We start from the raw sequence: 13,275 nt of genomic DNA on the forward strand, positions 1-13,275 counted from the left end.
AACGGGCTGGACGGATCGGCGAGCATGGAGCGGATCAGCTGCTCGCCGGCGTTGCCCGCGCCGAACACGAGCGTGCGCTGGCCCGCACGGGGTCGAACGGCACCCTCGCGCTGGCTGCGGATCGCGAACCGGATCCCGGTCATCAACATCAGCGACAGGACCGCGGCGATCGGCGGCACGCCCAACGGCAGCAGCCGTGGCGTCCCCGCGGCGGCAACCACGGCCAGGACGGCGAGGGCGGTCAGCCCTCCCGCGATGGCCAGGCTCTTGAGCTCGTCGGCGCTGCCGATCGCGTAGCGGCCCTGGTGCAACCGCAGCGTTCGCGAGGCGATCGGGAACACCAGGATCGCCAGGCCCATCGAGATCAGCAGGCCCTTGGCATTGATGGGGTCAACCGCGCCGTCGTTGTAGACGATGACGGCCAAGACTAGGCCTGCCAGCAGGCATGCCATGTCGGCCCCGAGCATCACGACGCGGATCAGAGGGAACGCGAGTTCTGAAAGTCGAGGAAGTCGGTGGCGAAGCAATCGTGGGGCGGGTCGCAGTTGATCTGCAGTCTCCGACTCATCCTCCGATGGGGCTGTCTTAGAGCCTCGTTCATCGCCCCACTCGACAGGGATGGGGCTCCCCTGACCATCAACCGACCCGCGCGCCAGCAGAAGGGCGTCGTGGGCACGATGACTAGCCTCTTGCCTGCGCCGGCGCTCTCCTCGCAGCGCAAACGGTCCCCAGCCAATTACTCGGGTCATCGGTTCGCCACTCATCGAAACCTCCTCCCTCAGCTCAGCAGCATGGAGAGCGTCGCTAACACTCCAGTGAACACCGCCGCAGTGAGCTGCGACCACATGGCCATCTTGATCAATCTGAGAGTTCGCTCGTTGAGGTTGCACGCTGCGATAGCTGTGCATCGAAGCTCGAAGAGACGGTGATCATCGGTCCAAGTCGCCAAGGCCGCCCGCTCCAAGACCTGCCGGTGATCTGGCTCCTCCATCCGGTCGAGTACCATGACCCCCAGGGTCAGCACGAAGGTCAACCCAAGTGCCCAGCTCGCCAGCCAGTCCCCGCGGGAGGGCTGGGAGCCAGCCTGTAGAGCCGATGCCACCAGGCCGCCTGCGATCGCGGCTGCAAAGGTGGCGATGAGCTTGGCGTTGTCCGCCTGCGCCCGCTGACGCGTCAAGACGCGGTCCGCTTGGGCCTCAAGCCACTCCTCTGGAGTTGTCGCCACTCGGCCACGCTAACGACTCCGTCTCAGTACGAGACACAGGACGCCCTCCGGTCTCGAGAGGGGAACCGCCGGGTCCCGAAGTGGTGGATGACGATGTCGACCGACTGGTCGTGACCAGGTGTCGGCTCGGCGTGGCAGACGACGTAGGGCTGCGCTCGGTCAAGGCGGAGGTGTCGCGCCTCTCTCAGCCGTCCCCAGGCGAAGATGCTCGCGGCGACCGCGATGACGGCCGTGACGTTCGTTGCAGGCGGACCCGTCGTCGGGGGCCGAGCGGCAAATTTGGGGAGGGGGGCGGTCGGGCAACGACCGAGCGCATGGCCCCGCCGGGGCATGGCGGGTGCGAAACGCGCTGCAGCTCCCGTGGGCGGTGCGACCGCGCCATCCGGTGGTGCTTCAGGTAGCCGCCTGGGCTGCCCTGCTTCTTAGCCGAGCTCGGCTAGCAGGTCGCAGAACCAGTCGGATGCCGCGTCAATCGTGTGCCAGCCGTGATCGGCGGAGAACCCCAGCGCGCCGGCTCGGGCGCCACGCGGCCGTAGCGGGTCCGGCATCAGCGGGTCGGTACACGCGCCGCGTGCGGGTCCGGTACAGCAAGCGATTGACCCGGCCGCCTGGGCCTCGTTTGGCATGGTCTAGGGCGACCGTAAGCGGAGGGTCGGACAGAACCGCAGCGCTCCGTCCGCTGAGCGCCCTACGGCTGACCCGGTTGGGCGACGAAGATGGAGCGATGAACTCGGGACTCTTCGGCGATGGCAGCCTCCGTCTGGACTGGAGCGGCATCGGCGCGCGGCCAGGTTTGGCGCCGGAGCTCGCGCTCAAAGGCAGGCTGGCGGCGAGGGGTTACGGCATCGGCGCGGTCGCACAGGTCACCGTCGAGGTGACTGCTTGGGATATCGCTGGCACCTACGCCTATCTCGGGACGACGGCGCCGAAGTCGTGGGTGCTCAACTGGGTACGACAGCATCACGTCCAGTCCAACCCTGCGCCGGCTGACGAGGCGACGTGGGATGTGGAGGTGTTCGTCCCGATGACCCCCGCCATCATTGAGGGCCTTGAGGATCGGCGTCAGGGCAGGGACTTCTCGTTGATGCTCGACACCTCCGTCCTGCTTGTCGATCGTGGTGAAGCCACCGGGCCAAGAGCGCCGGTGCACTACGCGACCAGCCCGACCTGGACTGCGCAAGATCGGCTCGCGGTGACCCAGCACGAGTGGGGCGCTGTCCTCGAGAGATGGGAACGCGGCGTCGAGGTGGTCGTCGTCGTGCCGATCGCCGCGGTCGAGCCGAACCCGCAGCGGGCGGACGTCGTTCGACACCTCAAGCAAGCTCGACAAAGGATTGAGGGCGGCGACTACTTCGGGTCCTTCGCTGAGGCCCGGAAGGCTCTCGAACTCCTTCGGGGACTGAGCCAGGCGGCAACGCCGCTTCCGAAGGACGTCAAGGAGCGCGACCCTCTGCAGCGCATCCACAGCGTCATCGATGCACTGTTCAATCTTGCAAGCGCGTGCCTTCACACGGATCCCGCGGTCCGGGATTTCGTACCCACGCGAGCGGACGCGGTTGCCGTCGTCGCCGGATCGGCGAGCGTTAGCCAACAGGTCTTCGCGTCGCTCGACAGACCGTGACGGCCATGACCGCGAAGCGATCCCTGAGCCTGTAGCGGGTTCCATGCTAGTGGCCGTTGAACACTCCGACGTGCGGGTCGATACCGATGCTCGGTACGACCACCCTTCAGGTTCAGAAGGGTGCACCGGGCGGCCTGCTAGCACCACTGCGTGGGCGAACCGGGAGGAACGCTTAGGTCAATGACGCGGCCACTGGTTATCTGCCTACTGAGCGCTGTGCTTGGCGATTTGGTTAGGCGCGAGCTCGGGGAGCGTCCGGTCAAGCGCACGGAGGCGTGCCGCTGCCCTTGACGACTCTGGAGCGGTTCTCTTCGCTTTCCGCTGGTGAGAGGCTTATGAGGCGCGCCCGGCAGGACTCGAACCTGCGGCCAAGTGCTTAGAAGGCACCTGCTCTATCCGCTGAGCTACGGGCGCTCGCGGCCGATCATCGCACCCGCCCCACGGGGAGCAGGGCAGCATGACCGTCGTGGACCTGGCTGACTTCCTGCTCGCCCGCATCACCGAGGACGAGAACACCGCCCGCGGCTCGACCGCCGGCCCGTGGCGGTGGTTCACCGGGCGCGGCGGGCTGCCCGCCTTCCTGGAGTCGACCGGCGCGACGGCGCGGCACTGGGTGGAGGGGCAGTCCTTCGAGGCCCCCACGGTGGTGCTGGGCAGCAACCAGAACTCGATGCTCCGGGTCCGGGGCCGCGACGCCGAGCACATCGCGGCGTGGCACCCGACCCGGGTGATCGCCGAGTGCCGGGCGAAGCGGCAGGTCGTGGACGCCGTCGCCACCGACGACGCCGTGCGCGAGCCGGTCCTGCGCAGCCTCGCCGTCGTCTACGCCGACCACCCCGACTACCGCGAGGAGTGGCGCCCCTGACGCGGTCGGTCCTCCACAGCCTCCGGGGTCGTCCACAGATCCTCGGGAGCCGTGGGCACGCGGGTCGCGCGGTCGCAGGGTCGGGGCCAGGCCGGCACGGAGCCGGTCGCGCCGCACCGGCGCACTGACCCGAGGAGAACCCGTGCCCGACACCGACATCACCGTGGTGGGCCGCGTCGCCAGCCCGCCCCGCCTCGCCCGGCTGGACAGCGGCAGCAGCGTCGTGAACTTCCGCATCGCCTCCACCTCCCGCCGGTTCGACCGGAACACCCAGGACTGGGTCGACGGCGAGACCTTCTGGTCCGACGTCGAGTGCTGGGGCGACCTGGGCGGCAACGTCGTCCGCAGCATCAGCAAGGGCGACTCCGTCGTGGTCGTCGGCCGGCTGTGGACCCGTGACTACGAGTCGCAGAACGGCCGCGGCAGCACCTCGCAGATCCGTGCCGACGCGGTCGGCCCGGACCTCCGCTGGGGGTGGGCGGAGTACCACCGCCCGGCGCGGGCGCCCCGTGACGAGGAGGGCTCCGCCGACCCGTCGGCGGATCAGCGGCCCGACTCGGAGGAGTCGCCCTTCGCCGAGTCGTCGTCCGAGCCGCCGACCAGCGAGGACTACGTGGACGGCTCCGGGGCGTTGCACTCGGTGGACCTCGACCACGAGCTCCCGGAACCGGCTCTCCACTAGCCGCCGGCAGCTGGGAGGATCGAGGCGAGAACGTAGGGGGCGGGGCCGGTCCGGCCGGTCCCGCCCGCCTCCTCGCGCACCCGACGGAAGGCTCTTCGGCCCAGTGGCTCAGTACATCTACACGATGGTCCGCACGCGCAAGGCGCACGGCGACAAGGTGATCCTGGACGACGTCACCCTGTCGTTCCTGCCCGGCGCGAAGATCGGTGTCGTCGGCCCCAACGGCGCGGGGAAGTCCACCGTCCTCAAGATCATGGCCGGGCTCGACAAGCCCTCGAACGGCGACGTCATGCTGGCGCCCGACGCCACGGTCGGCATCCTCATGCAGGAGCCGAAGCTCAACGAGGAGCTCGACGTCCGCGGCAACGTCGAGGAGGCCGTGAAGCCCCTGCGCGACGCCCTGACGCGCTTCGAGGAGGTCAGCGCGGCGATGGGGGAGCCCGACGCCGACTTCGACGCGCTCATGGCCGAGCAGGGCGAGCTCATGGAGGTCATCGAGCAGAACGACGGCTGGGAGCTCGACGCCCGCATCGAGCAGGCGATGGACGCGCTGCGCTGCCCGCCGGGTGACGCCGACGTCACGGTCCTGTCCGGTGGTGAGCGCCGCCGCGTCGCGCTGTGCAAGCTGCTGCTCGAGGCGCCCGACCTGCTGCTGCTCGACGAGCCCACCAACCACCTCGACGCCGAGAGCGTGGCGTGGCTGGAGCAGCACCTCGAGAAGTACGCCGGCACCGTCGTCGCCGTCACCCACGACCGGTACTTCCTCGACAACGTGGCCCAGTGGATCCTCGAGCTCGACCGCGGCCGGGCCTACCCCTACGAGGGCAACTACTCCACCTACCTGGAGACCAAGGCCACCCGCCTCAAGGTCGAGGGTGCCAAGGACGCGAAGCGGCAGAAGCGCCTCGCCGACGAGCTGGAGTGGGTGCGGTCGGGCGCGAAGGCCCGCCAGGCCAAGAGCAAGGCCCGACTCGCCCGCTACGAGGAGATGGCCGCGGAGGCCGACAAGTTCCGCAAGCTCGACTTCGAGGAGATCCAGATCCCGCCGGGCCCGCGGCTGGGCAACGTCGTGGTCGACAGCCGCAAGCTCACCAAGGGCTTCGGCGACCGGGTGCTGATCGACGACCTGTCGTTCACGCTGCCGCGCAACGGCATCGTCGGTGTCGTCGGCCCGAACGGCGCGGGCAAGACGACGCTGTTCAAGATGCTGGTCGGCGAGGAGAAGCCCGACGACGGTGAGATCAAGGTCGGCGAGACCGTCAAGCTCTCCTACGTCGAGCAGAACCGCAGCGGCATCGACCCCAAGAAGACGCTGTGGGACGTCGTCTCCGACGGGCTGGACCACATCAAGGTCGGCAACGTCGAGATGCCCTCGCGCGCCTACGTCGCCGCGTTCGGCTTCAAGGGCCCGGACCAGCAGAAGCCGGCCGGCGTGCTCTCCGGCGGTGAGCGCAACCGGTTGAACCTGGCGCTGACGCTGAAGCAGGGCGGCAACCTGCTGCTGCTCGACGAGCCGACCAACGACCTCGACGTCGAGACGCTCACCAGCCTCGAGAGCGCGCTGCTGGAGTTCCCCGGCTGCGCCGTGGTGGTCAGCCACGACCGGTGGTTCCTCGACCGGGTGGCGACGCACATCCTCGCCTACGAGGGCGACTCGAAGTGGTTCTGGTTCGAGGGCAACTTCGAAGACTACGAGAAGAACAAGGTCGAGCGGCTCGGCCCGGAGGCGGCCCGTCCGCACCGGGCGACCTACCGCAAGCTGTCCCGCGACTGATCGAGGACCCGGCCGGAGCATCGCGCTCCGGCCGGGTGCGGCAGGGTGACCGCGTGAGACACACCGTGCAGGTCCCCATGCGCTGGTCGGACATGGACGCCTACGGGCACGTCAACAACGTCGTCTTCCTGCAGTACTTCGAGATGGCGCGCGTCGACCTGTTCTTCGAGCGCGCCTCGCTGGAGGAGCGCACCGGGCTGCGCCGCGGAACGGTCGTCGCCTCGCACGAGATCAGCTACAAGCTGCCGGTGGTCTACACCGCCCGGCCCCTGGACGTGCAGATCTGGGTGTCGAACGTCCGTGCCGCCGCCTTCACCTGCCACTACGAGGTCCACGACGGCGACCGGCTGGCGGTCACCGGCAGCACCCTGCTCGTGCCCTACGACTTCGACATCGCCCGGCCGCGCCGGCTCACCGCCGAGGAGAAGGAGTTCCTCGCCCGCTGGGCGGACGAGCCCGCGACCGCCTGACCGCCTCCCTCAGCGGGCGTACCCGCTCTGGGCCACGCTCCCGCCCGCGTGCATCCAGTCGCGCGGCGGCGCCGTCTCCACGACCCGCTTGCCCAGCGGGAACAGCCCGACGGCGGCCAGCTTGAACGACGCGATCCCGAACGGGATGCCGACGATCGTCACGCAGAAGGCGATGCCGCTGAGCACGTGGATGACGGCGAGCCACCATCCGGCGACCACGAACCACAGCACGTTGCCGATGGCGGAGGCCACGCCCGCGCCGGGGGTGCGCACCGTCGTCCGGCCGAACGGCCACAGGACGAAGAAGGCGAGCCGGAACGCGGCGATGCCGAACGGGATGGTCACCACCAGCAGGCAGGCGAGCACGCCGGCCAGCAGGTAGGCCAGGGCGAGCAGCCACCCCTGCAGGACCAGCCAGACGACGTTCAGCAGGAAGCGCAGCAGGTCCACGGAGACTCCACGAGCAGGGGTGGGGGGTGGTTCCGGCGGCGCTCGGGCTCTGCCCAGCATGCTGGGCAGAGCCCGAGCGTGCCGGGAGGGACGTGGACCGGGGGTCAGCCGCCCGCCGGCGGCGGCACGGCACCGTGCATGCGCATCCCCTCGGCACCCAGTCGCTCGTCGTAGGCGTCGGCGAGGTCCCGCAGCGCCTGCTCGCAGTCCCCGGCGAACGCCGGCCCGTGCATGAGCCCCAGGGTGGCCGGACGGAGGTCCGCCAGTGCGCGGATGGCCGGCGCGGTGCCCGGGGTGAGGCAGGTGGCGCGGAAGAGGTCCTCCGCCTGCAGGGCCGGCCCGACCACGTCCGCCTCGGTGACCGCCGGACCCGCGCCGAAGGCGGTGAACAGGTCGCCGCACAGCAGGGTGCCGGTGGTCTCCTCGAACAGCACGCCGGCGTCCCACCCGTGCGGCACGTGCGGGGTGTCGATGTGACGGAGCCGCCGATCCCCGACGTCGATGACCTCCCCGTCGGCCAGGGGCCGGGGCGGCCGGTCGGCCAGGTCGCCGACCTGCACGACACAGCCCATGGCCCCGTGCGCGACCTCGGCGCGCGGCGCCGCGGCCAGCCAGGCGTTCATCGACCCGCACTCGTCGGCCTCGACGTGCCCGAAGGTGATCCACCGGAGCTCCTCGACCGGCAGCACCCGGGCCACCGCCTCCGCGACGAGGGGGAACATCGCGCGCGGCCCGGTGTGGAACAGCAGCGGCTCCGCGCCCGCGACCAGGTACTGGTTGAACTGGAAGTCGGCATCGGGCACGTACGTCGACAGCCGGTACACGTCCGGCGCGACCTCGGTGACGGTGGTGTCCACGGGCTGCCTCTCCTCGACCGGCGGATGAGGAGCCAGAGTGTTCCGCGCCGCTGAGAGCCAGCACAGGGTCTTCCGCACCGCGGCCCGCGGCCGGCCGGGAACCGGCGCCGTACCCTTCCGCCCGTGCTGCCCACGGACGTCACCGCGGCCGCGGACCCGGTGGCCGCGGTGCTCGACGCCTGCGACCGGGGCGGCCTCCTGGCACTGCGGACCTCCGGCACCACCGACCGCCCCCGCGTCGTCGTCCGCACCGCCGCCTCCTGGGCCGACTCCTTCACGCACGTCTCCGCGCTGACCGGGATCGACGGCGCCGCCCGCGTCTGCGTGCCCGGCCCCCTCGCGGCCACGATGAACCTCTTCGCCGCCGTCCACGCCCGGTCCGTCGGCGCGACGCTCGTCGACGAGCCCCGCGACGCGACGCACCTGCACCTCACCCCGGCCGCGCTCACCGCGGAACTGCGGAGCGGCACCGACCTGGCCGACCGCACGGTCGTCGTCGCCGGGGACCGACTGACCCGCGACCTCGCGACCCGGGCCCGCGCCGCCGGCGCCACCACCGCCCACTACTACGGCGCCGCGGAGCTCTCCTTCGTCGCCTGGGGCACCGATGAGGAGGACCTGCGGCCGTTCCCCGACGTCGCCGTCGACATCCGCGACGGCCGCATCTGGGCCCGCTCGCCGTTCCTGTCCCGCGGGTACGCCGAGGGGGAGGGGCCCTTCGTCGTGGCGGCGGACGGCGCCGCCACCGTCGGCGACCGCGGCCGGCTGGCCGACGGCGTACTCACCGTCACCGGCCGGGGTTCGGACGCCGTGGTCACCGGCGGGGCCACCGTGCTCGTCGGCGAGGTCGAGGCGGCGCTGCGCCGGGCGATCGGGTCCGACGTGCTGGTGGTCGGCCTCCCGCACCCCCGGCTGGGTGCCCTCGTCGCCGCCGTCCTCACCGACCCGGCCGCGCTGCCCCGTGCGCGGGAGGCGGCCCGGACGACCCTCGACCCGGCCCAGCGCCCCCGGCGGTGGTTCGCGCTGCCGCAGCTGCCGGTGACCGCGACCGGCAAGGTCGACCGCGCGGCGGTGGCCGAGCTCGCCGCCGATGGCCGGCTGGCACCGGCGGGCACACCGTGACGGGCGCCCCGGTCATCGTGGCCGCCCGCCGCACCCCGATCGGGACCGCGGGCCACGCCCTCGCCGGCTGCACAGCGGCCGACCTCGCCGCCGCGGTGATCGCCGACCTGGCCGGGAGCCTCGGCGACGTCCCCCTCCGCGAGGTCGTGCTCGGCAACTGCATGGGCCCCGGAGGCGACGTCGCCCGCGTCGCCGCTCTGCAGGCCGGCCTGCCGGTGACCGTGCCGGGGCTGACCGTCGACCGGCAGTGCGGCAGTGGCCTCGCGGCGATCGTGCTCGCGGTCGCCCAGCTGCGGGCGGGGGAGACCGGCGCCGTGCTCGCCGGCGGGGTGGAGTCCGCCTCGACCGCGCCCTGGCGGATGTGGCCGCCGCGCGGCGACGCCGCGCCGGTGCGCTACGAGCGGGCCCCGTTCGCCCCCGCCGACGTCGGCGACCCCGACATGGGGCCGGCCGCCGAGCTGGTCGCCCGCGAGGCCGGGATCGACCGCGTGGCGCAGGACGCCTACGCCGCCCGCTCCCACGCCCGCGCGGTCGCCACCCAGCAGGCCGGGGGGTTCGCCGCCGAGCTCGTCCCCGTCGCCGGACTCGACGCCGACGAGCGCCCCCGCGCCACCCTCACCGTGGAGCGGCTGGGCCGCCTGCGCAGTGCCTTCGAACCCGGTGGCGCGGTGACCGTCGGCAACTCGTGCGGGATCAACGACGGCGCCGCGGCAGTCACCGTCGTCGACGCCGGCACGCACCGCGAGCTCGGCGTCCCCGGACTGCGCGTCCTCGCCACGGCCACCGCGGGCGTCGACCCCCGCCGCCCCGGGCTGGGGATCGTCGCCGCGGCGCGGCAGGCCCTCGACCGCGCCGGGCTCGGGCTCGACGACGTCGACGTGGTCGAGTTCAACGAGGCCTTCGCCGGCCAGGTGCTCGCCTGCTGCGCCGAGCTGGAGCTGGACCCGGAGCGGGTGTGCCGCGAGGGTGGGGCGCTGGCGCTCGGCCACCCGTGGGGAGCCTCGGGTGCCGTGCTCGCCGTCCGGCTGTTCAGTCAGCTGGTCCGCGGCGGCGCCGGCCGCACGGGGTTGGCCGCCATCGCCGTCGGCGGTGGCCAGGGCGTGGCGATGGTCGTCGAGACCTGCTGAGGGGGAGCGCACGATGGCGGAGGGACCGTTCTTCCACGGCACCAAGGGCGAGTTCCGCGCCGGGGACGAGCTCGTGCCCGGCCACGGCTCGAACTTCCAGGCCGGCCGGGTGTCGAACAACGTCTACTTCACGTCGCTGGTGAGCACGGCCGCCTGGGGCGCGCAGCTGGCGTCCGCGCTGGCCGGCCGGGCGGACCGGGGCCGCATCTACGTCGTGGAACCGCTGGGCGAGTTCGAGGACGACCCCAACGTGACCGACAAGAAGTTCCCCGGCAACCCCACGCGGTCCTACCGGACCCGGTCCCCGCTGCGGGTCATGGGCGAGCTCGAGGAGTGGGAGCCCCATCCACCGGAGGCGCTGCAGGCGATGCTCGACGGCCTGGAGCGGCTGCGCGAGCAGGGCCTGGACGTCATCGAGGACTGAGCGCGCTCAGACCTGGCGCGGCACCGGCCGGTCGGCTCCGGTCGGCGCCCCGAGCCGGGCGGCCTCGTCGTCGTCCACCAGGCGGACGACGGCACCCTCGGCGATCGGCGCGCCGACGAACACGGCGGCGTTGACCCCGCCGCGGTAGGCCATCGACTTGATCAGCCGCGTGCCGGTGAGCCGCTCCAGGTGCGTGCAGGGCGGGCAGCGCTTCATCCCGAACAGCAGGGCGTCGCCGACGGCGAACCAGCGGCCCACCAGCTGCGGGAGGGCGATGCCCCGCGTGACGAGGTTGCGGCGGGTGTCCCCGGGCGTGAGCGCGCTCCGGGTCCCGGCGGCGACCGCGGCGACGTCGTCGGCGTCGATCAGCGTGAGCTGCTTCTCCAGGTCCGGGTACTCGGCCCAGGTGCCCCCGCCGAGGGCGTAGCGGTCGCCCTCCAGCCCGGCTCCGGCGACCAGCTGCCCGTCGGTCAGCCGGCGCATGGGCTGCGCGGCCGCCGACGTCGTCCAGATCTCCAGCAGCGTCCCGGTCACGACGTCGATGCTCCGGCACGGCGGCGGGGCGGTGTCACGGGGGCGTCGGCGCCGCGGGCGTCCAGGGCCTCGCCGAGGGTGGTCGCCAGCCGCAGCACCTGGATCAGCAGCGGCACGAGGATGCCCCAGCGCATCCGGGCCGCCCCGCGCGCGGCCTGCGCCTCGCGGATCCGGTGCGCCCGCTCGGCGATCAGGGGGATGAACCGCAGCGTCATGGCGATGACCAGCCCCACCCGCGCCGGCCGGACGCCGAACACCGCCAGCGGCCGGGCCAGCCACTCCACGACCGCGACCAGCTCGGTCACCCGGGTCGACGACGTCACCACCGCGGCGGCCACCACCAGAGCGAGCAGCCGCAGGGTCGTCACCGCCCCGGTGCGCCAGTCGGTGAACACGCCGTGGAAGAGCAGCAGCAGGACCAGCCATGGCCAGACCGGCCTCACCTGCGCCCACAGCGACCGGGCCGGCAGCCGGGCGACGAGCAGGCCGACGGCGACGACGACGACCAGCGCCGCGCCCACGACCTCCGGCCGGTCGACGACGAAGAGCGCCACTGCCAGCGCCGCGAGCAGCCCCAGCTTCAGGCCGGCCGGCGCGCGGTGCACGGGGCTGGCGAGCGGCACGTACAGGGAGACCGTCACGACATGCGCTCCGTGTACCAGCGGACGGTCTCCGCGGGCGCGCCGTCGGCGACCACCCGGCCGTCCTCGAAGACCAGCACGCGGTCGAAGCCGGCCAGCAGGTCGAGGTGGTGGGTGACGACGACGACGTCCTGCTCCAGCTCGTCGATGACGCGGGCGACGCGGCGGACGTTCGCGAGGTCCAGCAGCGTCGTCGGCTCGTCGAACACCACCCGCCGGGGCTGCATGACGAGGACCCCGGCGATGGCCAGCAGCTGCTTCTGCCCGCCGCTGAGCAGGTGCGCGGGGTGGTCGCGGTGCCCGGCCAGGCCGTAGCGGACCAGCACCTCCTCGACCTGCCGCGCGCGCTCCTCGGCCGGGATCCCGAGGTTGGTGAGCCCGAACTCGGCGTCCTCGGCGACGGTGGGCAGCACGATCTGCGCGTCGGGGTCCTGGAACACGAAGCCGACCCGGCGGCGGACCTCCCGCAGCTGGGATCGGGTGTCCAGCCCGTCGATCCGGACGGTGCCGGCGGTCGGGACGACGAGGCCGTTGAGCAGCCGGGCGAACGTGCTCTTGCCCGAGCCGTTGGCGCCCACCACGCCCACGCGGGACTCGGCCAGGGTCAGGGTGAGGTCGCGCAGGACCGGCCGCTCGCCGTACTCGTGGGAGACGCCGGTGAGCTCGATCGCCGTCCGCTGGACGTCCGCGGCGGCCGGAGTGTCCGAGGCCGCGCGCCGTCCCCACCGCACGGGTCAGCCCGCCGCCGGCCGCCGGCGGGGCAGCTCGATCACCGGGTAGGCCTTGGCCACCGCGACGGCCACGACCGACGCCACCACGGCCTTGACGATGTCGCCGGGGATGAACGACACCGCCGACGACGCGGCGGCGGTGAGCGAGGCGTCGGTGTAGACGGTCACGAACGGGATGCCGATGGCGTAGATGACGGCGACCCCGCCCACCAGGTTGGCCACCATCGCCCAGGCGAGGTTGAACCGCCGCCAGGTGAGCTGGGTCAGCACGCCGATGACGAAGGCGGCGATCGGCCAGCTGTACAGGTAGCCGGCCGACGGGCCGGCGAAGACGGCCAGCCCACCGCGGCCACCCGACAGCGCCGGGACGCCGACGGCGACGACGACGAGGAACGTCAGGACCGCCAGGGCGCCGCGACGGGCGCCGAGGACGGAGCCGGCCAGCATCACGCCGAGCGTCTGCGCGGTGATCGGCACGGTGGAGCCGAGCGGGTAGACGGCCGGGAGCAGTCCCAGGACCGCGATGATCGCGGCGAAGAGGGCGATGTAGGCCAGGTCCCGGCTCTTCACGTACGGCTCCTCGTGCAGATCTGTGGCCGTCCCGTCGACGGCCGGATCCCCCGCGGGAAGCTACCCCGCGGGCATCCGGAGGCCTCCGCCGGGACGCCGTCCGTCGGTCGCCCACGGTGACGCTCGCCTCACCAGCGGATACCGATCTCGGTTTGCCGGGCCCTCCGGACCTCGTGTTGTCT

General features: G+C 72.4%; 16 protein-coding genes and 1 tRNA gene. 8 read left to right on the forward strand and 9 right to left on the reverse strand.

What is annotated here, in order from left to right:
* Window positions 1-467: nucleoside-diphosphate sugar epimerase/dehydratase (locus N555_RS0100005; RefSeq protein ID WP_369793995.1), on the reverse strand; the 467-nt coding region annotated here is incomplete at its 3' end.
* Between the two features lie 311 nt (window positions 468-778).
* Window positions 779-1,225 (reverse strand): hypothetical protein, encoded by a 447-nt coding sequence (locus N555_RS0100010; protein WP_029429452.1) that lies wholly within the window; start codon window positions 1,223-1,225, stop codon window positions 779-781.
* Between the two features lie 724 nt (window positions 1,226-1,949).
* Here N555_RS0100010 and N555_RS0100015 point away from each other — a divergent pair.
* On the forward strand, window positions 1,950-2,846 hold the full coding sequence (locus tag N555_RS0100015) for a hypothetical protein (protein ID WP_029429453.1): 897 nt from the start codon (window positions 1,950-1,952) through the stop codon (window positions 2,844-2,846).
* Between the two features lie 341 nt (window positions 2,847-3,187).
* Here N555_RS0100015 and N555_RS0100020 read toward each other — a convergent pair.
* A tRNA-Arg gene (locus tag N555_RS0100020) sits at window positions 3,188-3,260 on the reverse strand.
* A 43-nt stretch (window positions 3,261-3,303) separates the two neighbouring features.
* Here N555_RS0100020 and N555_RS0100025 point away from each other — a divergent pair.
* The 4 genes from N555_RS0100025 (at window position 3,304) to N555_RS0100040 (ending at window position 6,637) form a co-directional block, all read left to right on the forward strand.
* The gene (locus N555_RS0100025; protein WP_029429454.1) at window positions 3,304-3,711 is read left to right on the forward strand and encodes a DUF6221 family protein; all 408 of its coding nucleotides are present in this window, start codon (window positions 3,304-3,306) and stop codon (window positions 3,709-3,711) included.
* 142 nt (window positions 3,712-3,853) lie between these two features.
* Window positions 3,854-4,393, forward strand: coding sequence for a single-stranded DNA-binding protein (ssb, locus tag N555_RS0100030; RefSeq protein WP_051683494.1), 540 nt, complete (start codon window positions 3,854-3,856; stop codon window positions 4,391-4,393).
* A gap of 103 nt (window positions 4,394-4,496) precedes the next feature.
* Window positions 4,497-6,167 (forward strand): energy-dependent translational throttle protein EttA, encoded by a 1,671-nt coding sequence (gene ettA, locus N555_RS0100035; RefSeq protein ID WP_029429456.1) that lies wholly within the window; start codon window positions 4,497-4,499, stop codon window positions 6,165-6,167.
* Window positions 6,168-6,220: 53 nt separating this feature from the next.
* Window positions 6,221-6,637 carry an acyl-CoA thioesterase gene (locus N555_RS0100040; protein ID WP_029429457.1) on the forward strand — a complete coding sequence of 139 codons (417 nt, stop codon included), beginning with the start codon at window positions 6,221-6,223 and terminating at the stop codon, window positions 6,635-6,637.
* Window positions 6,638-6,646: 9 nt separating this feature from the next.
* Here the strand turns inward: N555_RS0100040 and N555_RS0100045 are convergent, their stop codons facing one another.
* Entirely contained in the window at window positions 6,647-7,087 is a 441-nt protein-coding gene (locus N555_RS0100045; protein WP_231502544.1) for a YccF domain-containing protein, read from the reverse strand.
* Window positions 7,088-7,191: 104 nt separating this feature from the next.
* Complete coding sequence (locus N555_RS0100050) at window positions 7,192-7,944, reverse strand: MBL fold metallo-hydrolase (protein ID WP_029429459.1); 753 nt, start codon at window positions 7,942-7,944, stop codon at window positions 7,192-7,194.
* Window positions 7,945-8,067: 123 nt separating this feature from the next.
* Between N555_RS0100050 and N555_RS0100055 the strand changes: the two genes are divergently transcribed.
* Genes N555_RS0100055 through arr form a run of 3 tightly spaced genes read left to right on the forward strand, consistent with a single transcriptional unit; the run spans window position 8,068 to window position 10,617 of the window.
* Window positions 8,068-9,066: an AMP-binding protein gene (locus N555_RS0100055; protein ID WP_051683495.1), complete on the forward strand. Its 999-nt coding sequence runs from the start codon at window positions 8,068-8,070 to the stop codon at window positions 9,064-9,066.
* Window positions 9,063-10,193, forward strand: a complete 1,131-nt coding sequence (locus N555_RS0100060) for a thiolase family protein (RefSeq protein WP_029429461.1) — start codon at window positions 9,063-9,065, stop codon at window positions 10,191-10,193. The genes N555_RS0100055 and N555_RS0100060 overlap by 4 nt, the downstream gene beginning before the upstream one ends.
* A 13-nt stretch (window positions 10,194-10,206) precedes the next feature.
* On the forward strand, window positions 10,207-10,617 hold the full coding sequence (gene arr, locus N555_RS0100065) for an NAD(+)--rifampin ADP-ribosyltransferase (RefSeq protein ID WP_029429462.1): 411 nt from the start codon (window positions 10,207-10,209) through the stop codon (window positions 10,615-10,617).
* Window positions 10,618-10,623: 6 nt separating this feature from the next.
* Here arr and N555_RS0100070 read toward each other — a convergent pair whose 3' ends face one another.
* Genes N555_RS0100070 through N555_RS0100085 form a run of 4 tightly spaced genes read right to left on the reverse strand, consistent with a single transcriptional unit; the run spans window position 10,624 to window position 13,093 of the window.
* Window positions 10,624-11,151, reverse strand: coding sequence for an MOSC domain-containing protein (locus N555_RS0100070; protein WP_029429463.1), 528 nt, complete (start codon window positions 11,149-11,151; stop codon window positions 10,624-10,626).
* A complete protein-coding gene (locus N555_RS0100075; protein ID WP_029429464.1) occupies window positions 11,148-11,792 on the reverse strand; it encodes an energy-coupling factor transporter transmembrane component T in 645 nt (214 codons plus the stop codon). The genes N555_RS0100070 and N555_RS0100075 overlap by 4 nt, the downstream gene beginning before the upstream one ends.
* Window positions 11,789-12,523, reverse strand: a complete 735-nt coding sequence (locus N555_RS0100080; protein ID WP_081865868.1) for an energy-coupling factor ABC transporter ATP-binding protein — start codon at window positions 12,521-12,523, stop codon at window positions 11,789-11,791. The genes N555_RS0100075 and N555_RS0100080 overlap by 4 nt, the downstream gene beginning before the upstream one ends.
* Before the next feature lie 3 nt (window positions 12,524-12,526).
* The gene (locus N555_RS0100085) at window positions 12,527-13,093 is read right to left on the reverse strand and encodes a biotin transporter BioY (protein WP_029429466.1); all 567 of its coding nucleotides are present in this window, start codon (window positions 13,091-13,093) and stop codon (window positions 12,527-12,529) included.
* Window positions 13,094-13,275: the final 182 nt, after the last annotated feature.

The sequence above is a fragment of the Blastococcus sp. URHD0036 genome (genome assembly GCF_000701365.1).
Lineage (GTDB): Bacteria > Actinomycetota > Actinomycetes > Mycobacteriales > Geodermatophilaceae > Trujillonella.